The following is a 26,453-nucleotide window of genomic DNA, read 5'->3' as shown; positions in this document are numbered from 1 at the left end:
TTAAAGTTAAATTTTAACACCGTTGCGAGCGGCTTTATCTTTAATAAATGTAGACCAACCTTTAGCAAACTTACGTGTGCGTGGGTCGTCCATTGCTTTAGTAATAGCAGCATAAGCTTGCTTGTATTTAGCTTGGTAGTAGTACGCTTCAGCTAAGTCTGAATAAATGGTGCCTTTTTTGTCAGAGCCAAGCTCTAACGCTTTGTTCAAACGAACAACAGCAGCACTAAAGTTCTCAGATTGTAAAAGTAACGATCCTGCTTTGCGGTAAAGCTCTGCATCGTCGTCAAATTTAGCAGCTTCTTCGTAGTACTTAGCAGCTTTTTCGATGTCTTTAGAACGGTGGTAGTTACTAGCAATTGCGTTAACATTTTGCTTAGTACGCTTAACTTTGTCTTCTTTAATCGCATTTTCAAGGGTTTTAGCCGCTTTAAATGGAATTTCGTTTAAAGAATAAAAGTTAGAAAGTACTTTGTAATCTACTTCCGCTTCAAAATAGCCATTTTTGAATGCTACTTCCATGGTCGCTAGACCTTTAGAGTAGTCTTCGGTTTGTAGGTAGTATTTACCTAAACTAACCCAGGCTTTTTTGTCATCTGGCCAAACACGTACAATCTCTTCACCAATTTTCACCATGTTGGCGTAATCTTTAAGTTCAAAGTAAGAACCTAATTTTAATTGGTAAGGGGCCTTGTTAGGCTCCTTTTGTAAAGAGATTGCCTTGTCGGCAGGTTTAAAAACATCACGAAACTGACCTAACTGATAGTTAGCTTGCGCAATACGAGTATAAACTTTAGGGTCTTCTTCGCCGGTGAAGTCCATCCAAGCTGTATAAGCTTTTTTGGCTTCTTGGAACTTTTCAGTACCTGCGTATAAATCACCTAATAGCTTTAAAGTTTGCTCGTGATCTGCGAAGTTTAAAATATCAGGGGCAACAGCTTGTCTAGAGTATTTAATCGCTTCATCGTACTTCTCTTTTTGCGCGTACATGCTACCTAAGTAACGATTTACAGTCGCTTTATCGAAGTCGTTAGATGCGTCAATCTCTTTTAACAAGGCAATTGCTTCATCAATTTTGTCTTCATTGTACAAGTCAAACGCTTTAATTACCTTTTTACCAGTACGCTCGCCCATGATTTTAGTCTTGGCTTTTTTACGCTCTTCAATTTTAGCGTAATCCGGCGCTGCTAATACAGGTGCAGTTATAGCTGCACCTGACACAGACATAAGAATTGCAAGAGCAGTTACTTTAGATAAATTTCTCATTACTCGCCTCCTTAGCCTTGGTTAAGTTTAAAGTCTAGTTGAACTTGTAAACCAACTTGTTTTTGTGGTTTACCGTCAATAATTTTAGGACGGTATTTCCACTTGCGTAATGCACGTTTAGCTTCACGGTCAAAGATACGTTTTGGTTCTGCGTCAATAACTTGAACGTCAGTCACGCCACCTAACTCATCAATTGTGAACGAAAGTTGTACCCAACCTTCTTTACCATCACGCGCTGCTTGCGTTGGATATTTTGGTTCAATACGAACGATAGGTGTCGCATCACCATCTCGTCCAAATGCACCTGGACCACTTAGTCCACCAGCCGAACTTCCTACATCAATGCTACCCATGTTAAATGACATAGCACCAGGGTTAGGATTGTTATTCTCCGGCTGTGGCGGCTGCGGTTTAGGCGGCTGCTTTGGCGGTGGCGGAGGCGGAGGCGGAACACGCTTCCTCTCCTGCACCTTAGATTCAGGCGGATTCGTCATTATTTCGACTATGATCTGCTCTTTTTGTTCAGTATTACGGTCAGCCCCACCAGAGATGAGGTAAGCCATGAAGTAGAACAAGCCGAAAGTAACTGCCCCACCTGCAATCAGTGAAAACAGAAAACGAATCATTACTGATCTCCAGCTATTGAAATTCTCAGGTTGTCACCTGTCGCTTTGATCTGGTCCATAACTTTAACCACTACGCCGTGCTTTGCTTCTTTATCAGCTTGCAAAATCACAACATCAGTAGGTTGTTCTGCTAATAAACTTTCGATTTTTGCTGAAACACGTTCAACATCAACTTGCTGTTTATCAATCCAGATAGCACCATCACTGCGAATAGCAACAAAAATGTTAGCATTTTTTTGCTTCGTAGCTTGGGCCGCTTTAGGTTTATTGACCTCGATACCAGCCTCTTTAACGAACGATGTAGTTACGATAAAGAAAATAAGCATGATAAATACGATGTCAAGCATTGGCGTCATATCTACCGCTGCTTCTTCTTCTTCACGAAAACGTTGTTTACGTGCCATATTTAATTCTCTCTCTAGTGATGAGGCATGCTATCTACAAGTTTGGCTTTCACCATTCTCGCTCTTGCCTCAAGGCGTGAGCTAAAGAAAACTCCAGATAGTGCCGCAACCATTCCAGCCATTGTTGGGATTGTTGCCATTGAAATACCTGATGCCATTAAACGTGCATTACCAGTACCTTGGGTTGCCATGGTTTCGAAAACCGCGATCATACCCGTTACAGTTCCAAGTAAGCCTATTAAAGGACAAACAGCTACTAATGTTTTAATCAACAACATACGCTGATCTAATTTTTCAGACGCTTCAGAAATCCATGCTTCACGGATTCTGTGTGCGTACCAAGACGTAGTGTCTTGGCGGGCATCCCACTTTGCTACAATATCCTTCGTTAAACGAGGAAATTCAGCAAGTAGGAACCAATAGCGCTCAATCATTAAAACCCACATAAGAAAGAGTGCTATCGCGACCACGTATAATACCTGGCCGCCTGTGCCAACAAAATCCCTGATAGATTCCCATATCTCCATCAGGACTAGCATTAGGCTTTCTCCTTCTCCGCGTGAGTAGCAACGATACCTGCGCTTTGCTCATCAAGGATATGTAATACTGACTTACTACGACCTGCAACAATTGAATGAAGTAGGATAAGTGGTAGTGCAGCAATTAGACCTAGCGCTGTAGTTACAAGAGCTAGAGAGATGTTACCAGCCATGATCTTCGGATCGCCCGTACCGAACAATGTGATTGTTTGGAACGTTAAGATCATACCGATTACTGTACCTAGTAGACCAAGTAACGGTGCGATTGCAGCAAGAATCTTGATGATGTTGATGCCAGCTTCAACACGTGGCGTTTCACGTAAGATAGCTTCATCAAGTTTAAGCTCAAGGTTTTCAACGTCTTGGCTCTTGTTGTCATGGTACACTTTAAGAATACGACCCAGTGGGTTGTTTGTATTCGGTGTAGACAAGTTTTTAAGCTGAGACTTGATCTTAGAAGTAGTAAGCGCTAAGTCAACGAAACGTACTAAGAAGATTAGTAGACCAACAGCTAATAAAACTGTGATGATGTAACCAACTTCAGCACCTTGCTCGTAGTATTCCATAAGCGTTTTCTTCTGCGTGTTGATACGTAAGATTGCACCACGAGTCGGGTCAATATATACGCCAGCGTAATTGTCAGAAGAAGTACCTTCAAGAGCAGAGATACCATCTAAAATGTAGCTATCAGGTTGTTTACCTAAAGGCTGAATAGATTTTGTCTCTGGCGAGTAGATTAAGTAACCTTCGTCAGTAACTAAGTTAAAGTTACCAATACGTGTTACTTGCTTAACTGTAGAGTTGCCGTCAAGACCTGACACTTCAGTTTCAAAAGTAGAAACTTTTGCTGACTCAGTCATTTCTGTTTGAAGTGCAATCCAAAGTTCTTCAAGTTCACGAACTGTTGGAAGCTCTTTAGCAGCTGCTAATGAACGAAGTACTTCTGCACGGCCTGGCTTTTCAGCACTTACTAGTGAAGCTTCGATAGAACCGATAGCGTCTTGCGCTGCACGACGTACAACACCAAACATTTCACCAAGAGTACCTTGTGCGTTTTGAAGCGCTTGCTCTTTTTCAGCTAATGTATTTTCGTTTTGTGCATATTGCTTAGCTAAGCTGTCACCGCGTGCTTTTTCAGACGCTAATTGGCTTTTTGCTTTGTTAAGTAATGCTTGCTTGTCAGCACGTTCTGATAAGAACTCTTGCTCACGTTGCTTATTGATTTTACCTTCAGAGATACGTTCTTGCTTTACTTGCTCAAGAATTTTATCTAAAGCATCAGTATTTGCATGTGCATTAAGCGCGGTACCTGCAGAAACAGATAGTACTGCTGCAACAGCAAAACCTTTAAATAGTTTCTTCATTATTCGATTACTCCGCGCCAAAGATTGGTAGTTTAACAAGTTCTAGTGTCGCTTGCTTACGCGCCATACGAATCACTTCTTTAACTGGTTTTAGGTATTCTTCACCTAATTCTTTCCACTCTTTAGTGTTGTTGTCCCACACCCAAGCGTGTTTTAAGTCAAAAGATTGTGCTACGTAAGTGATACGACCTAAACGACCGATATCAACGTTAATGTTTTTACCATCAACTTCTAAAGTACCTTGAGAAGCAGTTACAGCCGAGCTGTAAGCAGTTTCAACTGTGTATGCTTCAAGAACTTGGCGGAATTTCTCAGACGTCGTTACAGACGCAGAAGCCATGATTTCACGAAGTCTTTCTACACGAGCAAGACGAGAATCAAGATTGAACGGAACGTCCGCTTTGATGAATTGCTCAAGCGTATCGATCATGCGATACATCAAAGGCACAACGTTTTGTTTAGTGTTGTCGATAGTAGCGATTTGACGGTCAAACGATTCGATTGACGCATTTTGGTCAGCGACCAAACGTGCTACGTGATCGTTGTACACTTTCATAAGTTCAGTCTCATCAACAATACTACGGTACTCAGCGATTAGCTCTTGAGTTTGACCGTATACGTTGTCAATTTTAGTTTGAGACTTAACAGCAGCCTTTTGAATTTGCTGACCTGCTTTTTGCACGTCATTCAAAGGATCTGCAATCACATTGCTGCTTGCAAATGCAAAAGCGCCAACCAACGCAGATGCTACAAGACTCTTTCTGATTTTAACAGACATAGTTCCCAACCAATTAAGTAATGTTACTTTTATAATTTAATTATCAACCTTATTAAGGATGACAACCCTGATATCTTTTAATAGATATCAACCCTCCAATAATGCTAAATGCAATACGCCCTGTCAACTTGATGTTAGCTATTCTAAGTAAATAAATACCTTGAAAAAGCTAAAACTAAAGTATTACAAAAAATACTGTTAACATAAATGCAACCATCATTAAGCCGTTTTAGCATTATATAGCCCCTTTAAAATTAAACACTAGTTAAAAATTAGACACTTACATGAAACAAAAATGCAACATCCAAACAAAACTGAATTGCACCTTAAAAAAAAACAAAAATAATAAAAATGTGACAATTTGATGAACTAGATTTGGTTAAATTAGGCTAAAAACACATCTTAACTTACAAATCCTGCGCTTCATCGTATAAAAATACAACAATTCGAAAGTGGTTTTGAGATGATGTATAAATATTACTGCATTTAAGTTAATGGCTTTAACTTTGCTAAGCCCAAGTTAAGCCTTATTAAAGCCAGTAAAACACTCAGTTAATTACACGGTTTTTAATACACACTATGCGTGTGGTAAATGTATTGTTTAACCTTGCTGAAAGTATGCAGATTATGAGCTGTAAGTGTATTGAAGCGGCGTTGCTATTAAACAGGGTTTTTAACTATTTAAATGGCAAATATGTTAAACGTGTTTGAAGCTATAGCGAGAAGTAAATTTTAACGTTTGACTGTATTAGGGAGTGAACAAACAATATTAGAGAGTATAAAAACAATGAGGAAGATTTTGAGGAATTATGGTGAAACAGAAAACTGCTTCACCAAGATGAACTAAGGTTCACATAATTAAAATTATGCTACTTCTACGTTCTCAGCTTCAGGGCCTTTTTGACCTTGTTTGATGCTGAAAGTCACTGCTTGACCTTCGCTAAGAGTGCGAAAACCAGAACCAGTGATTGCGCTGAAATGTACAAACACGTCAGGACCATTTTCTTGTTCAATGAAACCAAAGCCTTTAGCTTCGTTGAAAAATTTTACTTTACCAGTAACCGACATACTAAATTTTCCTGTAAGTCAATAATTAAAATTCAGCCATATTATTATGGCTATATCCTCCCTGAGTCAGTGCCCAAAATTCTGGAGGTATAGTACAGGAACAAGTTTTAACCTAACCGGTAACCTTAAACGCAGCACAATATCCGTAAATTCAATACGCAAAAACTCAAAGCAAGTTAAGGTTAACACATTAATTTTTTTTTGGCTCTATTAATTAAGATTTATTTACTCAGAACAAAAATAAATAAAGCATTATATGTAAGTGTTTATTTTTAAAGCTAAAATTGAACAAAAAACGACAGCTTTTTTACTCGTAATTGTAACAATTCATGTATAACAGCTTAGCTTAACAAATAAAGTACCTCGTAAAGAGCGTTAAAACTCGCGTAAAGATTGAATTTCAAGCAAATAAAAAGCCGTACAGCAAGCTATACGGCTTTAATACAATGCTAATTTAAAGCAGTTTACTTAACCTGCCAGTCAATCGTAGCTTCTGCTTTAATAGGCACGACTTGTGAGTCACCAAGCGTGTAATTTGCAGGGACTTGCCAAGGCCTTTTCTCTAGGGTAATTGTATCTGTGTTACGGGCAAGGCCGTAAAAGTCAGGCCCAAAATGGCTTGCAAAGCCCTCAAGTTTATCCAGTGCGCCTGCCTCTTCAAAGGCTTCGGCGTAAAGTTCAATCGCAGCATGTGCTGTATAGGCGCCGGCACAACCACATGCCGCTTCCTTTTTATCTTTATAATGTGGTGCTGAGTCAGTCCCTAAAAAGAACTTTTTATTTCCACTTATAGCTGCCGCCATTAACGCTTGTTGGTGAATATTGCGCTTTAAAATAGGTAAACAGTAATAATGCGGACGTATGCCACCAGCTAACATGTGATTACGGTTGTACAATAAGTGATGCGCGGTAATAGTTGCCGCCACATTTTGCGGCGCGGCTGTTACAAAATCAACGGCGTCTTTTGTCGTAATGTGTTCTAGCACTATTTTCAGATTTGGAAAATCAGCGACAACATCGCCTAAAATCGTCTCTAAGAATACTTTTTCACGGTCAAAAATATCTATTGATGAATCAGTCACTTCACCATGCACTAATAACAGCATGCCCACGTCTTGCATCGCTTCTAATACAGGGTAAATATTCTTTACTGATGTAACCCCAGAGTCTGAGTTAGTGGTTGCCCCTGCTGGGTACAACTTGGCAGCAACAATTTTACCCGTTGCTTTGGCTTTTTTAATTTCTTCAGGTGTGGTTTTATCGGTTAGGTAAAGCACCATTAAGGGTTCAAAGTTGCCCTGCGGCCCCGCTGCCATAATTCGCTCTCGATAAGCTAGCGCTAAATCAGTGCTCGTTGCTGGCGGTACAAGGTTTGGCATTATGATGGCGCGGCCCATGTAGCGGCTAATATCGCGTACTGTATCTTTAAGTTGCTCACCATCACGTAAATGGACATGCCAATCATCAGGACGAGTTATGGTTAATGTGTTTTTTGAATCGGTATTAATGCTCATTACTTTTTTCCACGGCTGAATTTATCCGATCATAGGCATATGGAAAGATCTAGTAAAGTGTTATCTAAACTATTCCCCTTTATGAGTGCTGCAAAATACTATTGGGTTAAGTTTAACGACGATTACACCCGTTTAAGCGTTTTATTTTGAACATGCTTTAAATTTGGGTTAACTTATCGGTGCTAATACAAATAAAAAGAATAAAATTACCCTATGTCGAATCATATCGATACCTATAAAGCGCTCGAAGTTAAAACTGAACAGCTGAGCATAATAAATCAGTTTTCCTCAAGCTTATTACAGCTCGATACCCTAGAAGAGTTATTTGAGTACGTAACCACTCAAGTAGTAAACCGCCTAGGGTTTGTTGATTGTGTTATTTACCTGGCTGATGAAACACGTTTACAGCTAAATCAAGTCGCTTCTATGGGCATAACCCACGCCAGAGACGAATACCAAGCAGAGCGCAAAGTTATTGGCTTTAACGAAGGTATAACCGGTTATGTTGCCCGCACAGGCACAGCTATTATTATTGGCGATGTAACGCAAGACCCTCGCTACATTGCTGATGAGCGCCCTGCTCAATCAGAGTTATGTGTGCCACTTATATACAAGGATCATGTTTTAGGGGTTATTGATTGTGAACATCCAATAAAAAACTACTTCACAAACGCCCATTTAGAAATATTAACCACGGTTGCGCACTTATTAAGTGCTAAGCTAAACCAAGTAAACACGGTCAATAGCTTAACGCACACAGTAAAACAGTTAAATGATGCGCAAAAGCTTGAAAACAGCTTACTGCAAATAGCTAACTTAACCTATAAAGCCAGTAACCTAGATACCTTTTTTGAATCTCTTCACAGCATAATAAATAGCTTACTCCCTGCAGATAACTTTTTTATTGCCCTTTACGATAAGCAAGTAGACATACTCGATTTGGTTTACATCGTTGAAGAAGGCATTCAAACGCACGCCCACAAAAAAATATCAAAAGAGCAATTAAAAGATACAGCTTCGTATTACTTACTAAAATCAGACCGTGTACTGCTATTAAATCAAAATGATTATCAGCAACATATAAATAACGGCGACTTTAAACTTGTTGGCCGTCTTTCTGAATCCTGGCTGGGTGTGCCTTTTAAAGCAAATGATAGAATGAGCGGTGTAATTGTTGTTCAAAGTTACGATAAAAAGCTGCATTACAACGAACACGACAGCGCCCTTTTAACCTACGTAAGTAGGCAAATTAGTATGGCCATAGATAGGCAGCTTGCAAGGCAAGAGCTTGAACACAAAGCATTGCATGATGAGCTAACAGGCCTCGCTAATCGCTCGTTACTTATTGAGCGTATTAAACATGCAATTTTGCGTTTATCGCGTGTTAAAAAAGGCACGAGCCATGCCTTGCTTTATTTAGATTTTGATCGATTTAAAAGTATTAATGATTCGCTTGGGCATGAGGTTGGCGATCATTTTTTAATTAAAATTTGTGAGCTCATAAAAGGCACCGTAAGAAACACTGATACGTTTGCACGCCTTGGTGGCGACGAATTTGCTATTTTTATGGAAAACATCACGCACCGAAACCAGGTTAGCGAAGCGTTAAAACGAATAAACACAGCCCTTGCTAAGCCACTTAATGTGGATAGTCATTTATTGCAAGCATCAACCAGCATTGGCATCGCCTTTAGCGAAAGCAGCGACGATAAAGCCTATTTGTTATTACAGCAAGCCGATGCCGCTATGTACGAAGCTAAATCAAGCGGGCGTGGCCAAGTTAAGTTTTTTAATAACACCATGCGTAAAAAGCTCAAAACACATGCCGATATAGAAAACGACTTACAACACGGCATTGAACACAACGAATTTGAGCTTTATTTTCAACCTATTTTTACTATAGCGACAAGTGAAGTTGTCGGCTTTGAGGCATTAGTGAGATGGCACCATCCTAAAAAAGGGTTTGTGCCACCAAATGAGTTTATTCCGATAGCCGAAACCACCGGGCAAATTATTAACCTCGATTTGCACTTGCTTGACCTCGCTGCACAACATATTGCGCACTGGCACACATTAGGGCATCGCTTTTTAAAAGTAACGGTCAATGTGTCATCGCGTCATTTTGCCAGTCTCGACTTTGTTGCCCAAGTTCACGCACTGTATAATAAATACCAACTGCCTTTAGGGTCATTGTGTTTAGAAATTACTGAATCAGGACTTATTGCTAACCTTGATTTAGCAACCCAAATAATAGAAGGGCTAGCCCCACTTAAAGTGAAGTTATGCTTAGATGACTTTGGTACTGGATACTCAGCACTTGGTTACTTACACCAATTACCTATTCATATTTTAAAAATAGATAAAAGCTTTATCGATCACCTCAACAAAACCAATAACCCGTTAGTAGAGGCCATTCTCTCATTAGCACAATCACTAAACTTTGAAGTTGTGGCTGAGGGAATCGAAACGCAAGAACAACTAAATATTTTACAAGCCACTCAATGTAATTACGGGCAAGGCTTTTTAAAGTCAAAACCAGTTACAGCACAACACGCCATTAAGCTTATCCACAAACCCCTGTAGTAGCTGTTATCCAAAGGCTTACTTTTTCACAACCAAAAAGGTGTAAAAAGTAAGCCCCGTAATACCCATTCGTTTATTTAAGCGCTCAAGTTTTAAAGCAATAAAACATATTATTACTGTTTAAGCTTTAGCCCATTAAAAACAGACCTGTTATTACGTGTTGTTATAATTACTTACCCCTCTTAAAAACCAATGCCATTTATTAAGCTGCCCTGCCCATAACGCGCTTTTAACAGCCGCTGCATAACCCAACAAAACAACTTGAGCTAAACTCATGCCAAACTCATCAAACCAGTAGCAACTAAAGTACCCACATTAGTTAATTTAACTTTAAGGGGTTATTTTAGTAATTAATCGATTATTTTAGCCATCTAGACGTTGAAACGTTTTTTGTAAAGGCGTAGTATGTAGTCAATCTGAGCCAAACTCACTTTTCCCTTGAGAATTATTAAAGATGATTGATATAAAACACCTTAAAACTATTGCGACATTAAAAGACACCGGATCGTTAGTTAATACAGCCCGCGAATTATTTTTAACGCAATCAGCTTTATCTCATCAAATTAAAGACTTAGAAAACAAATTAGACTGCCAATTATTTGAAAGAAAAACGCAACCTGTGCGCTTTACGCCACAAGGAATGCTATTACTCGAACTTGCCAACGAAGTTTTACCTAAAGTAGAAGCCACTAAGTGCCGTTTAAAAGAAAGCCTTAATCAACCTATTTCCCAACTGCGCTTAAGTGTTGAATGCCATGCGTGTTTTCATTGGCTGCTTCCTACTATTAAAGAATTTAATAATTTTTGGCCAGATATTAAAATTGACTACGAACGCGGCTTTAGCTACGACGCTATACCAGATTTACTCAACGATGAGCTCGACTTAGTATTGACCTCAGATATACGCGATCCTGATAAACTTGAATACGCTCACTTATTTGATTTTAAATTAAAGCTTATCGTCGCCCCTGATCACGACCTAGCTAAAAAAGCATATGTAACGGCGCTTGATTTAAAAAACGAAACCATTATTTCGTATCCTATTCCGCGCGAGCGACAAGATATATTTAAACACTTTATTCAAAATGCCCGCTTTGACGGCACCTTAAAAAATGTAGATCAAGGCTTATTAATTTTTCAGCTAGTGAGTGCAGGAATGGGTGTAGCAGCGCTGCCTGATTGGTTGGTAACACCTTACGAAAGCCAAGGTTTAATTAAATCTATCCCGCTTGGTGCACTAGGCCTAACCCGCCCTATGTACCTAGCAATGAAAAAAGACATGAAAGACAACCCCGTTTATCGCCATTTTTTAAATACCTGTAAGCAAAATAACGGTCGATAAATCACAAACTAATAAGTAACATAAGGCCTATTGTGTTTTATGTTGCTTGTTATGTTTGAATTAAAAAAATTATTAGGTGGCTTAATTATGCCGCTACCACTATTTGGTTTACTTGCGTTTGTAATGCTAGTTTTGGCGTTTCGTGCACGTAAGTCTGCTTTAGTGATCGCAAGCTTAAGTCTATTGGCGCTTTTAGTGTTAAGTACGCCGTTTGCTGCGCATCAACTGATTAAAAACAATGAGCCCGCGTCATTGGCTTTTAATGCACTAAAACACCCAACCCTTGATAAAATTGTTGTACTGGGTTGCGACATAAACCCTAACCCCGCTTTAAGCGCTAATAATCAGCTAGGAAACTGTGCGCTTACTCGCTTGGTAGAAGGGGTTAAGCTTGCAAAAAAATACCCTAATGCAACGCTTATCGTATCTGGCGGTGGCTATAATAAAGTAACCAATAGCGCGTTAATGAGCCAAACAGCAATAAATTTAGGGGTGAGTAAAAACCGCATAAAACAAAACCCACAGGCGATGGATACAGCCGCAGAAGCCAAACTACTCGCGCCTAAGCTCGTTGATTTTAAGGTTGCACTGGTTACGTCTGTGCTACACATGCCGCGCTCAATAAACCTGTTTAATGCCCAAGGCATTGAGGTAATTCCTGCCGCTACGGATTATCACAATTTTGCGGCTTTACCTTTGTATAAACAATTTATACCAAATGCTGAGGCATTACGTGTAGTAACGCAATATGCCCATGAAGTGATTGGGAATGCTTGGATAAGTATGCGCCGCTGGATAAACCCAGAGGCGCTGTAGAGTATATAAATTTATACTGGGTTATCTATATCTATAAAGCTCACATCAAAACCATGTTCTTTAGCAAGTAGTTCACCAAGGGCTTTAATTCCGTAACGCTCGGTTGCATGATGCCCTGCTGCAAAAAAGTCTATATTTTGCTCTCGCGAGCTGTGAATAGTTTGCTCTGAGGCTTCACCCGTTAGGTATGCATCAATCCCCTGCTCTGCTGCTAAATCGATATAACCTTGCCCGCCTCCTGTACACAAGGCAATGGTGTTAATTTTTTCATCGCGTACAACACTACTTAAAGGTTCGCGGTTTAAAACTTTGGCTATTTTATTTGCAAACTCGCTACCTGTAAGCGGAGTTTTTAACCGTCCTTTCATAGCAACGCTATTAGTAACGGGTTCAAGCCCTGTCTCTATTTCAATATCGAGCAAATTAGCAAGCTGGGCGTTGTTACCTATAACAGGGTGAATATCAAGCGGTAAATGATAGGCAAATAAATTAATATCGTGCGCTAACAAAGCCCCAATACGGCGTTTTTTCATGCCTGTAATAGGTTGCGATTCACCTTTCCAAAAATAACCGTGGTGAACCAAAACAGCATCGGCTTTTTTTTCTATTGCTGCATCAATGAGTGCTTGGCTTGCAGTCACCCCCGTAACAATCGTTCTGATTTCATTTTTACCTTCGACTTGCAGCCCATTAGGACAAAAATCTTTAATTGTGTGAGGCTTTAAAATGTCGTTTAACAGTTGGTTAAATTCTCTACGTTGCATACTTATTACCTTACTCAGCACTGAATTTTGTGCAAATTTTGGCGTTTATGGGGCTAAAATGGAAGGAAAATCGCAAAAAATTGAAAAACAGTTGGAAAATAGGTATAAATACGGCTTCTTTATCTGTGTTCACAACGTATAGGGTCTCTGATGAGCAAACTAGACAAAACAGAAGTTTTATCTGCCTTTGAAGCTGCATATGAAGCTGCCAACGGTAAAAAACCTGAAATTACTACAAAACCTGGCTGGTACAGCATCGATGGTGGCAAAAACTTACGCCTAGCTGATGTAGCAGAGCTAACGAAAGAATTAAGCTCTGGCAAATCGCCTGCACAAGCTGAGCAAAAAGCGCCTGCGAAAAAAACTAAAACTAAAGCTGCTGCGCCTGTTAAAGCACAAAAAACAGCGCCGTTTACTGTTGTAACACAAAGCGAAGACGGCTACACAGCTGAAGAGCTTTGGATTGTTGAGCTTGCAAGTAAAGATCACGACTGTCGCTTACCGCGCGGTGTTGTTTAAACAACATGTGATTGATAAAAAAGCCGCGTTAAGCGGTTTTTTTATGCCTGTTTATCACCTTCTATCAATTCGCTTTATTAAATAATTTATTTTGAGCTAAAAAAAAGCGGCTAATAGCCGCTTTTTAAACGTGTATTACAATTATAGCTTTTCAAAATAAAGTGGTTTTCGCTGCTTTTTACCCACTTCGTTCATTGTGCTTGCATCAAATAAGCGCCCATTGATCATGGTGTAATCGACCTTATCTGAATCGCGAATATTTTTCAGCGGATCGCCATCAATAACAATTAAATCGGCAAGCTTACCTACTTCTAGCGAGCCTATATTTTTATCAAGTCCCAAGTATTTAGCAGGGTCAAGCGTAGAGGCTCTAATTGCTTCAAGTGAACTCATACCGCCTTGAGCAAACATCCACATTTCCCAATGTGCACCTAAGCCCTCGCGTTGTCCGTGAGCACCTAAATTTACCAGTACACCTAAATCTTGCAGCTCTTTAGCAACGCGGGCGTTATTAAAGTGGTTATAGTGATGATCGGGCGCTTTTACTCGGCGCATAGCACGTGGCAACAGCTGATTTTTAGGCACAAACTTACTTAAACGCGGGTGATTCCACACATCCGTTTTATCGTACCAGTAGTTTTCTCCCCAAATTCCGCCATAGGCGACAACAAGCGTTGGGGTATAACCAACATCACTTTGCGACCATAATTGTTTTATATCATCGTAAATATGCTCAACCGGAATTGAGTGTTCAATGCCCGTATGCCCATCAACAACCATACTTAAGTTATGTTGTAGCAGTGAGCCGCCCTCTGGCACAACCATCATCTCAAGCTCACGCCCTGCTTCAATAACTTGTTGGCGCTGCTCACGGCGTGGCTGGTTGTACGATTTAACACTAAACGCCCCAACTTTTTTAAGACGCTCTAAATGAAATTTAGCATCATCTAGCGAATCAATATGCGAGGTGTAACCAGGCATATTTGCTCCATATAAAATGGTGCCGGTAGAAAAAATACGTGGCCCGACAATCATGCCGGCTTTTTGCATTTCACTGGCGGTAAATATTTCAGAGGTATCGTTTGATGGATCATGAATTGTTGTGACACCTAACGCTAAACCGGCATAGTTTTTCCAGTTTTGCTGAGGAATAATTTCATCGCTGGCTTGTGAGCCATGGGCATGCGCATCAACAATCCCAGGCATAATTGTTTTACCTGCTACATCGATAATTTCAGCCCCTTTGGGGATCGTTACCTCATCAGCAGTACCTATTGCTTTTATGCGTTTACCGTCTGTGATAATGACGCCATTTTCAATGACTTGCTCACCCTTCATGGTAATAATGTTGGCGCCCTTTAGCGCAATCATGCCCTTTGGTGCAGCCATTTTTTTACTAAAGCTAATATTCTCACCGCTTTTTACTTTAAAGTCGGCATCATCGGCTTTATCAATAGCAAACATACCATCAAGGCTTGCATGGTATAGCTCGGGCCCTAAGCTCCAGTAGAGAGTGTTACTTTGAGCACTCCAACTTATATTTTCACCCGCACGCACAGATAACTGCTCAATAGGAAACTGGTTATCTTTAGGGCTTATTGTGATAGGTGAGCCGCTTTCTACCAGCGGGGTAACAAATACTTTAAAACGCTCAGCAAACGCTAAGTATTTACCATCTGGTGAGACTCGAAATTCAGTCGCATGCTCAGATTCGTAAAGTTTACGAACGTTTTTAGTTTCAAGCTCCACAACACTTAAGGTAGGCTTAGGCCAAGGGCTCATGATAAATACACGGTCATTGGCGCTACCAAACTGAGGTTGATAACCACTTTTAGAAATAAGCTCGCTCTCTCCCCCTTTTGCGCTTACTTTATAAATACCTGGGTTGAGTGACCACTTAGGATTTAAAATACTTCCGCCGGTGGCTTTACGATAAACGATTGTTTTGCCGTCAGGACTAAAAGTAGGCTCAACGTATTTACCCGGCTCGCGGGTTATCGCCTCGCCGCGCCCGCTTCGGGCAGAGACAACGCGTACAGTGCCTTGCTTAGTATCACTCCACGTGGTGTAAACAATCTTTTTCCCATCGCGGGAGTACTGCGGGAACAGCTCATAATGATCAGTTTGTTTGGTTAAGCGCTTAATTTTACCAGAGTCTAAATCGCGTTTATAAATATAACCTAATGCTTCAAAAATCGCAGTTTCACCATCGGGGCTAACCTGCACGTTGCGCAACATTTTTACATCAAACTCATCGGTATCTAAATTTTGAGTAAAGCGTACCGCGGTTTGTATTTTTTTACTGGTGTTTACTTTAAAGGGAACACGCGCAACAGCTTTATCATCAACAGCAATTTTATGTATTGAACCGGAAGCCCAAAACACCAGTTCTTCGTTATCTGGGGTCCACGCAATGGTCGGATACACACCATGAATAGCCCAGGTTTCTTGCATATCGCGTTCAAGCTTGTCATAAAGCTTGGTGTGCTCGCCACTGGTTAGGTCGTATAAGTACAAGCTTGTTTGAAAGTCATCACGTCTTATATAGGCAAGCTTTTTACCATCAGGTGAAGGTGTGGGTCTTATCGCACCGCCCATGCCTTGTATTATGGTTTCTATTTCGCCTGTTTCTCTATCGTAGCGCTTAATTTTATAAATACCGGCAACAGAATCTTTAGAATAGTGAAAGGTTTTACCTGGTGTCGCGTCATGAGAAAAATAAACATAGCGGCCATCTGGTGAGAACATTGGCTCACCTAAGTCTTTTTGGTCGTTCTCACGTTTAGTAAGCTGAACACCTTTACCACCCGCTTTATGATAAAGCCACACTTCTCCAGCCCCTAGTGAGCGACTAGCGGTAAAGTGTTTGCGTGCGACAAGGTAGTCGCCATCAGGGCTCCATGCGGGGCTGTTTAAAAGTCTAAAGGTTTCGTCAGTCACAGCGTGTTGATTGCTACCATCAACATCCATAACCCAAATATTATCACCACCGCCTTGATCTGAGGTAAACGCAATGTGTTTACCATCAGGGCTAAAGCGAGGCTGCATTTGCCAAGCAATATCTGAGGTGAGTTTAGTTGCTTCACCTCCGCTTATAGGCATAGTGTAAATGTCGCCAAGTAAGTCAAACACCAACGTGTTGCCATCAGGACTAACATCAATGTTCATCCATGTGCCTTGCTCTGTGCTAATGGTTGCATCTACAAACTCACCTTTTGGTGAGTCTACCTGCCACTTTTCTTGCTCTTCGTTTGCGTGCGGCTGACCTATTGCAAGGGCGACTGATAAAGCCAGTGCAGTGTGAAGCATTTTTTTCATGCATTTCTCGCTTGTTATTATTGCAGTTAAACTCTCTAACACGATTGCAACAAAAACAGCGCTAACTTGCCAGCGTTATCAGACCAAGTACCAAAAATTAATGCCAAACTATGGGGTCAAATTGGTAGTAATCCACCAGCATTCTATAAATTTCAGGGTCGTGTTGCCTAAGCTGCGCCGGCTTTTCTAAAAAGGTCTCTGTGAGTACTGCAAAAAACTCAGCCTCGTTGGTGGCCCCATAACTATGAATAACGTGAGGCATGTTATAAGCAACATGACTTTTTAACTGCACAAATGCACGGCTAAACACTCGGGCCCACTCTTTATAAGCATTGGGGGTTTTTAATAATGGAGTGCCAGTGGTTTTTCCGGTTTCTTGGTCTAACTGGTGGGCAAATTCATGAAACACTAAATTATGGCCATCGCTTGGTAAACGGTTGCCTTCAAGTACATCGTGCCAACTTAGCACTAACGTGCCACCAGGCCACGACTCACCTAAGCGTACCGCGTTGTGGTAACTAACCAGCCCAGCACTATCTCGTGTAGATTGCGGCGCATAATACGCACTGGGGTAGAGCAAAATTTCTTTTACGTTTTTATAAAGTGGCCAAGGTTTATTAAGCACTAACACACAGGCATCGGCAGCAACTATCAGCTTCATGGCGGGGGTTAGCTTTAGTCCGTCTCGGCCTAAAAAGCGCTTTTCATTTAAAAACCATATTATGTGGCGCTCAAGCTTGGCTCTGTCGTTATCCGTCATCTTTTTATAGATAGGCATGCAACGAAGGAGTATTTCTTTTTGTTGAGAGTTTAAAACCGCGTTTTTATATTTTTTATTCCAAAGCCAGTTTTGTAGTGCCTGCCAGCGCCAATAAATTACAACAAAAATAGCCAAAGCAAAAATGAGTAGCCCGTTTATCATGGGGACATCCAAAATAAGTTAGTCTCTTATTAATATGTGCACATGCACTCATTTTCAATCAGATAATTTCTGTGCAATTTCGTCCGCTATTTTTAGCTTTGTATAATGCTTGATCTGCCCGCGATAAAAGGCGGTCGTAATCACCGACGTTGGTTGAGTCAGACAAGCCAAAACTGGCTGTTACACTTAACCCCTCACCCATGGCAGAAAAGTCATGCTGTGCAATGCTCTCGCGCAGTGCTTCGCATATGATTTTTGCTTCGCCGGCGGTTTTATCTGCAAAAACAATTGTAAACTCTTCACCGCCCCAGCGTGCTATATGCTGGTTTTCTTGGCAGCCATTTTTAAGCAGCTCTGCAATAGTACAAATCACTTTGTCACCAATAATATGCGACCAGTTATCGTTAATCCGCTTAAAGTGATCAATATCCAGTATAGCTATGGCTAGCGGCCGGTTTTGCTGTTTGTAAGTGGCGAAGTTATGGGCAAGCCAGCTATCAAAAGCACGCCTGTTAGGCATGTCGGTAAGTTGGTCGTGCGTTGCTTGGTATGCAAACGCATTGGCTTGCGTTTGTAGGTCTTGGGTTTGTTTTTCTACGCGATTAGTCAACTCTATTTCTATTTTTTTGTAGTGGTATAAACGGTATTTGTATATAGCAAAAATAACCATTAAAAATAATACAAATACTGCAAACTTAAATTGCGGTTTTTGCCAAAAAAATGACTGAATTACAATATTTACAGCTTGCTGATTATCTTGCCACTGTGCGTTAGGGTAACTTGCTCGTACCATAAAGGTATATTCCCCAGGCGGTAAGTTAGTGTACTCAGCACCGGTCATATGTTGGCGATTAACCCATTTATCGTTAAAGCCCTTTAATTGGGTTTGAAAATTTAATCGCTGCGGCATAATAAAGCTCAGCCCTGCATAATGAAACGATAAACGAGAAACCCCCGGAGGCAAAAATACCGACTCCCCTTCAAGCGGAAGCGCAATAGGCTTACCATCTACAAAAATATTTTCAATAATGGTCGGCAGCGCAATTTGCGTTGATGCTTGTAAGCGCGCTGGTTTTACGGTACTCACCCCCTTTGCGGTTGCAAACCAAATACTCCCATCGTTATGCGTTACAGCCGAAGGGGTTGAACCTCCGTTGGCCTGTGCACTTAACATCCCATCGCCTTCATCATACAGTTGATAGTTAAGAACGGGTGCTTTAGCGCTCGCGGGAGCGTCGAGGATTTGCTGTATATGATTTTTATCGATTTGAATAATTCCGCGGTTGCTCGAGAGCCAAAATGAGCCATTGTGCGGCACCACTTGAAATAGTTTATCGATAGGTAAACCTTGCTCTAAGCCAAGCATGGCCATTTTTCCGCTTGTTAGCTCATAGCGCACTAAGCCTCTATCTGTGGCCATCCAGGTATAGGTATCATCAATATAAAACCCAAACGCATATTGCGCAGAAAACTCACGGGGGAATTCAACCGTTGTAAATTGCTCACTAACAATATCAAATACCACCACCCCATTGCCGGTGCCTACCCAAATATTGCCTGCGTTATCTTCACTAAGTGCAAGTACAAACCCACTTGGTAAGTCTTTTTTATTTGTAAATTGATTTAAGCTGTCATCTTCATTGATGCGCGTCAGCCCCATAGCAGAGCCTATCCACAAACGGTTTTTAGAATCAAATAATAAAGCCCTTACTTCGTTACTCCCAAGGCCAGTGCTACGATTAATAAACGGCGTAAAGGTATTATTAACTATTTTTAAAACACCTGAGGTATACGTACCTGCCCACACACTACCGTCGGGTGCTTCGTGTAAACTGAGCACAGAATAAGGACTGCTTTGTTTAGAGCCTGAAACCAAGGTAGCGCGATTATTTTTTATTATATTTAAGCCAGAGCTTCCCCCCACCCATAAACTGCCATCGGAGTGAGAAAGCACTGTGCGGGTATAATCCCCCGCTAAACCTCTTTTTTGGGTCCACGATGAAAACGGCGACTCACGCAGGCGAAACAATCCGGCGTTTGTGCCAATCCAAATACTGTTTTCTCTATCTTGTAACAAAGATAAAATACGGTTGGCGGGTAATCCGTTATTGGCATCTAACTGCTCTACGCCATCGGGCGATAACCTAAACACCCCTTTATTAATTGTGCCAAACCATAAATCTCCATGGTTATCCTCTAATAAGCTAGAAATAGATTCATTGCTAAGCTTTTCATGTATTGGCTGAAACTGCGCATTGGTTTTGATCCACGCGCCTTTTTCGCTTCCTACAATAAGCGAGCCACCACGGGTAATTAATAAGTTATAGACAGGTGCATTTGGTAAACCAAAGTGTGGCGTCATTAAAGTCGGTATTTTGTTGTGTATTTTATAAAGGCCTGCACTAGTTGCTGCCCAAATAACCCCATCGTGATCTTCTATAACGCGATAAGCACTCACATTTTTAATAATTGCAAGGTCGGTATCGCTGTTATGCTCACGATAAAACACGCCGTCGTTTTCAAGAGCTAACCATAGGCTTTGATCAGCACTTTCAATTAAATGATTAACCATGGTTGATGCTGATCGCTTGGTATCCCACTGCCTATGTTGATATAAGCTAATTCCTCCGCGCGACCCCGCTATGTATAACCCACCACTATTTGTGGGAGTGAGTGCCCTTAAACCCGAGTCGGGTAAGTTATTAATATGAGCACGGGTTAATATTGTAAACTCTTGGCCATTAAAACGTGCCAAACCTTCCCATGTAGCAACCCATAAGTAGCCATCTTGGGTTTGCGTAACGCTATTAATACTGTTGTGTGGCAATCCAGAGCGGGTATTCCATGTTTCAGAAAAATAATCACTTAACGGTAAACGGGTTTGCTCTTGGGCTTCACATAAAAACATGACGAAAAAAGAACATATAATGCTTAATTGTCTCATCATCAACTGCCTTAGTTATTCTTTTACTTGTGTGTAAGCGTTTTATCGTTATTTAAAAGGAGTAGGAAAGAATTTACTTGGCACTGAGCACACCAAAATTGTGCGCTCCAACAAAGCGTTAAAATCCCTATACGCATTGGGTGAATACACTAGGGTTTGTTTAAGCGCTAAAAGCGCGTTAATTAAAACTAAACAATAGCGTAAACAACTAATAATACGTGCTAAAAAGCACCTTAAATAAGTCGCTAAAACTTAATGTCGTAAACGTATCAGCTAATCGTTACAAATTAACTTATATCGCCTATCTAACTAAAAATACTACCATAGCAAATAAATACATTGCATTAACTAAATTCGATTAATCTTTACAAAAGTCGTCAATATTGTTTTGTAATACGTTTATAAACGCTGCGACGTGTAAACCGTCCATTAGCGAATGATGCACATCAATCGAAAACGGCATCAGGCCCGTGGTTTTATCGTAATGACCAAACACAAATTTAGGAATACCTAAACTTTTTCCTTCACTAAAGGCATGCGAAAAACTACTAAAATTAAGCCAAGGTAAAACCGATATATGTATCAAATCGGCCTGCCCTTCGGTTTGATTAAACGCCTGAGAAAATAACGGTTGAGATTTAGCATTGGCGCTTATAGCTGTGGCGTGCTGAGCAAATTCTTCGAGGCAAGGCGAATAATTAAAGTAACTAAATATAAACGAATCATCGCTAGCAAGCTCGACCACACTGGCTCTTACTTGCTTTAAGCGCCATGGACGGTCATTAATAATTCTTAGCATAATCGGGTTATAAGCGTGGCAAGCTTTTAATGTGGCATGCACATATGCTTGAAAAAAAGACAGTTTATTTTGTTTACAATATTCAAATAAAGGCTTGGCGTTAAGTGTTACGCACACATTAAAATATGGCTGGGTAAAGTTTTTAAATAATTCGAAGTGTTGTTGGCGAGGCCATGTATCAAGGTCGATGGGCTCCATTAAGGCGTTTGTATCAGTCATAATATCCATAAGCTTGTCGTTAACGATTAGGCCGCAATGCCTTTAGGGTCTTGGCCACAAAAACTACCACGCCACAGAGTATAAACAAAAAAGGCGTACCACTGTACGCCTTAGTTTAAATAAACGGGTAAATTTACAGGCCGTTTTGAATTATCTCTTGCGCTAACTCATCGGCAATCAAATGCGTTGATTTTTGCTCTTTTTCACTACGGGTGAATATTTCGGTTAAGGTATCAAAAATACCTTCAACATGTTTATTAGAGGCCGCCTCACTGTAGCCTTGTGGTGCAGTTTCGTAATACACATTAATAATGCCACCAGCATTAATAACGTAATCGGGTGCATACAAAATACCTTTTTCACGAAGTACTTCACCGTGACGAGACTGCGCTAGCTGATTATTAGCACACCCAGCGATAATGGTTGCCTTAATACGTGCAATGGTTTCATCATTAATGGTGGCACCTAATGCACAAGGTGCGTATACATCAACATCAAGGTCGTAAATTTCATCAATACCCACCGCCGTAGCGCCAAAGTCATTTACTACCCGCTCTACAGCATCTTGATTGATATCTGTTACAAATAATTTTGCACCAGCTTGGGCTAAATGCTTACATAAACCATAGGCGACCGCACCTAAACCTTGTACAGCCACTTTAATGCCCGCAAAATCTTGATGCCCACGTTGGTGCTGTAATGCCGCTTTAATTCCTAAAAACGTACCGTAAGCTGTAAAAGGTGACGGGTTACCGCTTTTTCCTTCCAAGCCCAGCACATAATTCGTTTCTTTATTCATTAAAGCAACGTCATCACATGTAATGTTTACATCTTCGGCAGAATAGTAACGGCCATTTAATCGCTCTAATTGACGACCAAAAGCTCGAAATAACTGCTCTGATTTAATCTCTTTTGCATTGCCAATAATAACTGATTTACCACCACCAAACGGTAGGCGAGCAACCGCATTTTTATAGGTCATCCCTTTTGAGAGGCGTAAAACATCGTAAACGGCATCTTCATCGTTGGCATAGTCCCACATCCTACAACCACCAACAGCAGGGCCAAGGTTAGTATTATGTACGGCAATAATTGCTTTTAAACCTGACGCTTCGTCAGAACAAAAAACCACTTGTTCGTGGTTATCAAATTCAGCTTGATTAAACACAGCCACTGTAATTACTCCAAAATAGTTTACCCGTGAGAGGGATGAGCGCTGGAAATTGACGAAACTTTACCACTTCATTTTTAAGGGTGCCACATAATGAGAAGTTAAACCCGAAAAAAGCGAGCTTTGTGAATTAATAAATCCAAATAACAACAAAATACGGATATAAAATTCAACAAAAGGCATATAAATTAAATTTAAAGCTAACAACACCGTTAAAAAGTGCCTTCACATTTACGTGAACGTAAAGGTAACACCAAGTGTAAACCTTGTATTACACAGTTCCCCTCCCAGCAAAGTCGCACAGTGTATAGGTTTATGAAGTAAAAAGCAGATTTACCACAACTGGTCTGAGGTGTTTATTTGAAGGGGCAATTTACGCTTTTTTAATATTTCATAAAACAAATACAAAAAAAGCGAGCCTAAGCTCGCTTTTTTATTAGATTACATAAACCTTTATTTAAGCTTGCCGTCTAGCTCTTCAATTTTAGCTTTCCAAATTGCAGGGCCTTGTGTGTGTGCGTTAGCACCTTCGCTGTCTACAGCAACCGTAACTGGCATATCTTCTACTTCAAATTCGTAGATTGCTTCCATACCTAAATCTTCAAAGGCAACCACGCGTGCTTTTTTAATTGCTTTAGATACTAAGTATGCCGCACCACCTACAGCCATTAAATAAACCGATTTATGCTCTTTAATCGACTCAACTGTAGCAGGACCACGCTCAGCTTTGCCTATCATGCCTACAATGCCGGTTTTTTCCAGCATCATATCGGTAAATTTATCCATACGTGTTGCGGTCGTAGGGCCTGCTGGGCCTACGGCTTCATCACCTACAGCATCAACTGGGCCAACGTAATAAATAAACTTATTATCAAAATCAACGCCCTCAGGTAAACCTTCACCTGAATTGATCATATCTTGTAAGCGTTTATGAGCAGCGTCACGGCCTGTTAAAATAGTGCCTGAGAGTAAAACAGTTTCTCCCATTTTCCACTCGCGGGTGTCTTCTTTAGTTAACGTATCTAAATTAACACGGCGAGTTCCTTCACCTACTTCAAACGTCACTTCTGGCCAGTCTTCTAGCTTAGGTGCTTTTAAATCTGCAGGGCCTGAGCCGTCTAGTGTAAAGTGTACGTGGCGCGTAGCTGCACAGTTAGGGATCATCACAACAGGTTTTGATGCCGCATGCGTAGGCGCTGTTTTTACTTTAATATCAACAACCGTTGTTAAACCACCTAAACCTTGCGCGCCAATACCTAGCTTGTTAGCACGTTCAAAAATTTCTAAACGCAGTTTTTCTTCCGTTGTTTCTGCACCGCGCTCCATAAGCTCATGAATATCAACCGGGTCCATTAACGACTCTTTTGCCATTACAGCTGCTTTTTCGGCGGTTCCACCAATGCCTATACCTAGCATGCCTGGCGGGCACCAACCAGCGCCCATTGTTGGTAGCGTTTTTTCTACCCATGCAGCAACATCGTCAGATGGGTTTAGCATAACCATTTTACTTTTGTTCTCTGAGCCGCCGCCTTTCGCTGCAACCATTACTTCTACTTCGCCGCCCGCCACTAAATCGATGTGTACAACTGAAGGGGTATTATCTTTAGTGTTTTTACGTGTGCCAGCAGGGTCAGCTACAATAGAAGCGCGTAGTGGGTTATCTGGATTTAAATATGCGCGACGTGTGCCTTCATCAACCATTTGTTGTACGGTTAAATCTGTTTTATCCCACTTAACATCCATCCCTACTTTTACAAAACAGGTAATAATACCCGTGTCTTGACACAATGGACGCTTGCCTTCAGCCGACATACGCGAGTTAATTAAAATTTGCGCGATTGCATCTTTTGCAGCCTTGCTTTGTTCTTTGTTGTAGGCTTTTTCTAGCGCTTGAACAAAATCAAGGGGGTGATAAAAAGAGATATATTGCAACGCATCTTCAATGCTATCAATAAAGTCTTGCTGACGGATTGTACTCATAGTGGTTCCTTAAGTTAGCGTTACGCTTAAGCGTAATCTATACCAAACCGGTGACGGTGGTTTGCACTGTTTTAATTACAACGTAGATTTGATACTAAACGCTGCCAAAAAAATTTGACTTATGATACCCTCCCAGCCCGTTTCGAGCCAGTTCTTAAAGGGGCAGTAAATGCTAAACAATGAAAAAAATTGTGTAAAATTAGCCATAACACAAAACTGCATTGATGTTTTCGCGCATTTTGCGCATTTACCCTATGCCGTATTACTAGACTCAGCCAATAGCGAGCACATAAATAGTCGCTTTGATATTATTGCGATAGAGCCTCACGCTATTTTAGAAGTAAACAATAATCAAAGCATATTTAATCAGCAGCTTGACTCGCGTAGCCCCTTTACAATAATGAACGAAGAACTAAGTAAACTTAGCGCGCAAAAAGCCGCTAATAACCTGCCTTTTAACGGCGGCTGGCTTGGTTATTTTGGTTACGATTTAGGGCGTATTATTGAGCACATGCCACGCACGGCAAAACACGATATAACGTTGCCACAAATGGCCATTGGCCTTTATTTAGATGCGCTGATATTTGATAAACACCAGCAAAGCTGGTTTTACGTTTCCCAACCTGAGGTGAACCGTTTAGCGCTTTACCAGCAGTATTTAGCAAACGATGCAGCGCCTGCACAGTTTTCGCTCACCAGCGCTTGGCACTCAAATATGAGTGAGCATGAATACGCTGACAAATTTGCGCAAATACAAGATTATTTAAAAAGTGGTGATTGCTATCAAATCAACCTAGCACAGCGCTTTAGTGCCGGTTTTAAAGGCGACCCTTTCCAAGCCTACAAAGTATTACGTGAGGCTAATAAAGCGCCATTTTCTAGCTTTATTAACCACCCACGTGGCGCCATTTTATCAATATCGCCAGAGCGCTTTATTGCAGTTCACGACAATATAGTTGAAACAAAACCCATCAAAGGCACTTTGCCACGCATGGCAGATGCAATCGCCGACCAACAGCAAGCCAGAGCCCTTGAAAACTCAACCAAAGACCGCGCAGAAAATGTAATGATTGTTGATTTACTGCGTAACGATTTAGGTAAGGTTGCAAAACCTGGCTCTGTAAAGGTGCCCTCACTTTTTGCTATTGAGAGCTTTCCGGCAGTGCATCACTTAGTGAGTACCGTAACGGCAGAACTGGATGAGAGCAAAACGTGTGTTGATCAACTTGAAGCAGCATTCCCCGGTGGGTCAATCACTGGCGCGCCTAAGATTAGAGCTATGGAGATAATTGAAGAGCTAGAGCCTCATAGGCGTAGTATTTACTGTGGCTCTATAGGTTATTTAAGCGCCTGCGGTAATATGGACACCAGTATTACAATCCGTACATTGGTTTGTCATAACGAACACATTTATTGCTGGGCCGGTGGTGGTATTGTCGCTGATTCTAAAGTCGAATTGGAATACCAAGAAACATACGATAAAGTGAATAAAATACTTCCTTTATTAAAACAGTAGA

Annotated in this window: 21 protein-coding genes; 5 read left to right on the top strand and 16 right to left on the bottom strand. The window is 40.9% G+C overall.

Features of this window, described 5'->3' with window-relative positions; genetic code table 11:
- Positions 1-6: 6 nt before the first annotated feature.
- From PSH41_RS12215 to pyrC, 8 genes are all read right to left on the bottom strand, one after another.
- Positions 7-1,266, bottom strand: coding sequence for a tetratricopeptide repeat protein (locus tag PSH41_RS12215; protein WP_004588132.1), 1,260 nt, complete (start codon positions 1,264-1,266; stop codon positions 7-9).
- 11 nt (positions 1,267-1,277) lie between these two features.
- Positions 1,278-1,892 (bottom strand): energy transducer TonB, encoded by a 615-nt coding sequence (locus PSH41_RS12210; protein WP_004588133.1) that lies wholly within the window; start codon positions 1,890-1,892, stop codon positions 1,278-1,280.
- On the bottom strand, positions 1,892-2,296 hold the full coding sequence (locus PSH41_RS12205; RefSeq protein WP_004588134.1) for an ExbD/TolR family protein: 405 nt from the start codon (positions 2,294-2,296) through the stop codon (positions 1,892-1,894). The genes PSH41_RS12210 and PSH41_RS12205 overlap by 1 nt, the downstream gene beginning before the upstream one ends.
- A gap of 14 nt (positions 2,297-2,310) precedes the next feature.
- A complete protein-coding gene (locus PSH41_RS12200) occupies positions 2,311-2,835 on the bottom strand; it encodes a MotA/TolQ/ExbB proton channel family protein (protein WP_004588135.1) in 525 nt (174 codons plus the stop codon).
- Positions 2,835-4,199, bottom strand: a complete 1,365-nt coding sequence (locus PSH41_RS12195; RefSeq protein WP_004588136.1) for a MotA/TolQ/ExbB proton channel family protein — start codon at positions 4,197-4,199, stop codon at positions 2,835-2,837. The genes PSH41_RS12200 and PSH41_RS12195 overlap by 1 nt, the downstream gene beginning before the upstream one ends.
- Positions 4,200-4,206: 7 nt before the next feature.
- Positions 4,207-4,977 carry a DUF3450 domain-containing protein gene (locus tag PSH41_RS12190; RefSeq protein WP_004588137.1) on the bottom strand — a complete coding sequence of 257 codons (771 nt, stop codon included), beginning with the start codon at positions 4,975-4,977 and terminating at the stop codon, positions 4,207-4,209.
- An 864-nt stretch (positions 4,978-5,841) separates the two neighbouring features.
- Positions 5,842-6,045: a cold-shock protein gene (locus PSH41_RS12185; RefSeq protein ID WP_004588138.1), complete on the bottom strand. Its 204-nt coding sequence runs from the start codon at positions 6,043-6,045 to the stop codon at positions 5,842-5,844.
- A gap of 464 nt (positions 6,046-6,509) precedes the next feature.
- Entirely contained in the window at positions 6,510-7,559 is a 1,050-nt protein-coding gene (pyrC, locus tag PSH41_RS12180; protein ID WP_055254999.1) for a dihydroorotase, read from the bottom strand.
- A 213-nt stretch (positions 7,560-7,772) separates the two neighbouring features.
- On the opposite strand from pyrC, the gene PSH41_RS12175 reads away from it, so the two are divergent.
- Positions 7,773-10,142, top strand: a complete 2,370-nt coding sequence (locus PSH41_RS12175; RefSeq protein ID WP_273589110.1) for a bifunctional diguanylate cyclase/phosphodiesterase — start codon at positions 7,773-7,775, stop codon at positions 10,140-10,142.
- Positions 10,143-10,295: 153 nt separating this feature from the next.
- Here the strand turns inward: PSH41_RS12175 and PSH41_RS12170 are convergent, their stop codons facing one another.
- Positions 10,296-10,418: a hypothetical protein gene (locus tag PSH41_RS12170; RefSeq protein ID WP_273589111.1), complete on the bottom strand. Its 123-nt coding sequence runs from the start codon at positions 10,416-10,418 to the stop codon at positions 10,296-10,298.
- Positions 10,419-10,596: 178 nt separating this feature from the next.
- Between PSH41_RS12170 and PSH41_RS12165 the strand changes: the two genes are divergently transcribed.
- The gene (locus PSH41_RS12165; protein ID WP_004588141.1) at positions 10,597-11,484 is read left to right on the top strand and encodes a LysR substrate-binding domain-containing protein; all 888 of its coding nucleotides are present in this window, start codon (positions 10,597-10,599) and stop codon (positions 11,482-11,484) included.
- 51 nt (positions 11,485-11,535) lie between these two features.
- Positions 11,536-12,300 carry a YdcF family protein gene (locus PSH41_RS12160; RefSeq protein ID WP_273589112.1) on the top strand — a complete coding sequence of 255 codons (765 nt, stop codon included), beginning with the start codon at positions 11,536-11,538 and terminating at the stop codon, positions 12,298-12,300.
- Between the two features lie 11 nt (positions 12,301-12,311).
- On the opposite strand, the gene PSH41_RS12155 is transcribed toward PSH41_RS12160, so the two are convergent.
- Positions 12,312-13,064 carry a Nif3-like dinuclear metal center hexameric protein gene (locus PSH41_RS12155; protein ID WP_055254995.1) on the bottom strand — a complete coding sequence of 251 codons (753 nt, stop codon included), beginning with the start codon at positions 13,062-13,064 and terminating at the stop codon, positions 12,312-12,314.
- A 150-nt stretch (positions 13,065-13,214) separates the two neighbouring features.
- On the opposite strand from PSH41_RS12155, the gene PSH41_RS12150 reads away from it, so the two are divergent.
- Positions 13,215-13,583: a hypothetical protein gene (locus PSH41_RS12150; RefSeq protein ID WP_004588144.1), complete on the top strand. Its 369-nt coding sequence runs from the start codon at positions 13,215-13,217 to the stop codon at positions 13,581-13,583.
- Between the two features lie 141 nt (positions 13,584-13,724).
- Here the strand turns inward: PSH41_RS12150 and PSH41_RS12145 are convergent, their stop codons facing one another.
- The 6 genes from PSH41_RS12145 to PSH41_RS12120 all read right to left on the bottom strand — a co-directional run bounded on the left by PSH41_RS12145 (position 13,725) and on the right by PSH41_RS12120 (position 24,936).
- A complete protein-coding gene (locus PSH41_RS12145) occupies positions 13,725-16,901 on the bottom strand; it encodes an amidohydrolase family protein (protein WP_055254993.1) in 3,177 nt (1,058 codons plus the stop codon).
- Positions 16,902-16,998: 97 nt separating this feature from the next.
- Positions 16,999-17,823: a M90 family metallopeptidase gene (locus PSH41_RS12140; RefSeq protein WP_004588146.1), complete on the bottom strand. Its 825-nt coding sequence runs from the start codon at positions 17,821-17,823 to the stop codon at positions 16,999-17,001.
- 58 nt (positions 17,824-17,881) lie between these two features.
- Positions 17,882-20,770 (bottom strand): ligand-binding sensor domain-containing diguanylate cyclase, encoded by a 2,889-nt coding sequence (locus tag PSH41_RS12135; RefSeq protein WP_337939740.1) that lies wholly within the window; start codon positions 20,768-20,770, stop codon positions 17,882-17,884.
- Between the two features lie 355 nt (positions 20,771-21,125).
- On the bottom strand, positions 21,126-21,764 hold the full coding sequence (locus PSH41_RS12130; RefSeq protein WP_128581605.1) for a chloramphenicol acetyltransferase: 639 nt from the start codon (positions 21,762-21,764) through the stop codon (positions 21,126-21,128).
- A gap of 154 nt (positions 21,765-21,918) precedes the next feature.
- On the bottom strand, positions 21,919-22,959 hold the full coding sequence (locus PSH41_RS12125; RefSeq protein WP_024033350.1) for a Glu/Leu/Phe/Val family dehydrogenase: 1,041 nt from the start codon (positions 22,957-22,959) through the stop codon (positions 21,919-21,921).
- A gap of 450 nt (positions 22,960-23,409) precedes the next feature.
- Positions 23,410-24,936, bottom strand: coding sequence for a fumarate hydratase (locus tag PSH41_RS12120; RefSeq protein WP_004589406.1), 1,527 nt, complete (start codon positions 24,934-24,936; stop codon positions 23,410-23,412).
- Between the two features lie 169 nt (positions 24,937-25,105).
- Between PSH41_RS12120 and pabB the strand changes: the two genes are divergently transcribed.
- Positions 25,106-26,452 (top strand): aminodeoxychorismate synthase component I, encoded by a 1,347-nt coding sequence (gene pabB / locus PSH41_RS12115; RefSeq protein ID WP_248461690.1) that lies wholly within the window; start codon positions 25,106-25,108, stop codon positions 26,450-26,452.
- The last annotated feature ends 1 nt before the right edge of the window (position 26,453 follow it).

The sequence above is a fragment of the Pseudoalteromonas sp. CST2 genome, from assembly GCF_028599385.1.
GTDB classification, from domain to species: Bacteria; Pseudomonadota; Gammaproteobacteria; order Enterobacterales; family Alteromonadaceae; genus Pseudoalteromonas; species Pseudoalteromonas atlantica.
The sequence above is the reverse complement of the archived record's forward strand: the minus strand, read 5'-3'. Positions and strand labels throughout refer to the sequence as shown.

Coding starts and splice junctions, on each gene's coding strand:
- PSH41_RS12155 (WP_055254995.1), bottom strand. CDS start 13,064: ATGCAACGTAGAGAATTTAACCAACTGTTAAACGACATTTTAAAGCCT.
- PSH41_RS12160 (WP_273589112.1), top strand. CDS start 11,536: ATGTTTGAATTAAAAAAATTATTAGGTGGCTTAATTATGCCGCTACCA.
- PSH41_RS12190 (WP_004588137.1), bottom strand. CDS start 4,977: ATGTCTGTTAAAATCAGAAAGAGTCTTGTAGCATCTGCGTTGGTTGGC.
- PSH41_RS12185 (WP_004588138.1), bottom strand. CDS start 6,045: ATGTCGGTTACTGGTAAAGTAAAATTTTTCAACGAAGCTAAAGGCTTT.
- PSH41_RS12200 (WP_004588135.1), bottom strand. CDS start 2,835: ATGCTAGTCCTGATGGAGATATGGGAATCTATCAGGGATTTTGTTGGC.
- PSH41_RS12205 (WP_004588134.1), bottom strand. CDS start 2,296: ATGGCACGTAAACAACGTTTTCGTGAAGAAGAAGAAGCAGCGGTAGAT.
- PSH41_RS12120 (WP_004589406.1), bottom strand. CDS start 24,936: ATGAGTACAATCCGTCAGCAAGACTTTATTGATAGCATTGAAGATGCG.
- PSH41_RS12215 (WP_004588132.1), bottom strand. CDS start 1,266: ATGAGAAATTTATCTAAAGTAACTGCTCTTGCAATTCTTATGTCTGTG.
- PSH41_RS12210 (WP_004588133.1), bottom strand. CDS start 1,892: ATGATTCGTTTTCTGTTTTCACTGATTGCAGGTGGGGCAGTTACTTTC.
- PSH41_RS12140 (WP_004588146.1), bottom strand. CDS start 17,823: ATGATAAACGGGCTACTCATTTTTGCTTTGGCTATTTTTGTTGTAATT.
- pyrC (WP_055254999.1), bottom strand. CDS start 7,559: ATGAGCATTAATACCGATTCAAAAAACACATTAACCATAACTCGTCCT.
- PSH41_RS12150 (WP_004588144.1), top strand. CDS start 13,215: ATGAGCAAACTAGACAAAACAGAAGTTTTATCTGCCTTTGAAGCTGCA.
- PSH41_RS12195 (WP_004588136.1), bottom strand. CDS start 4,199: ATGAAGAAACTATTTAAAGGTTTTGCTGTTGCAGCAGTACTATCTGTT.
- pabB (WP_248461690.1), top strand. CDS start 25,106: ATGCTAAACAATGAAAAAAATTGTGTAAAATTAGCCATAACACAAAAC.
- PSH41_RS12145 (WP_055254993.1), bottom strand. CDS start 16,901: ATGAAAAAAATGCTTCACACTGCACTGGCTTTATCAGTCGCCCTTGCA.
- PSH41_RS12170 (WP_273589111.1), bottom strand. CDS start 10,418: ATGAGTTTAGCTCAAGTTGTTTTGTTGGGTTATGCAGCGGCTGTTAAA.
- PSH41_RS12130 (WP_128581605.1), bottom strand. CDS start 21,764: ATGGAGCCCATCGACCTTGATACATGGCCTCGCCAACAACACTTCGAA.
- PSH41_RS12175 (WP_273589110.1), top strand. CDS start 7,773: ATGTCGAATCATATCGATACCTATAAAGCGCTCGAAGTTAAAACTGAA.
- PSH41_RS12135 (WP_337939740.1), bottom strand. CDS start 20,770: ATGATGAGACAATTAAGCATTATATGTTCTTTTTTCGTCATGTTTTTA.
- PSH41_RS12165 (WP_004588141.1), top strand. CDS start 10,597: ATGATTGATATAAAACACCTTAAAACTATTGCGACATTAAAAGACACC.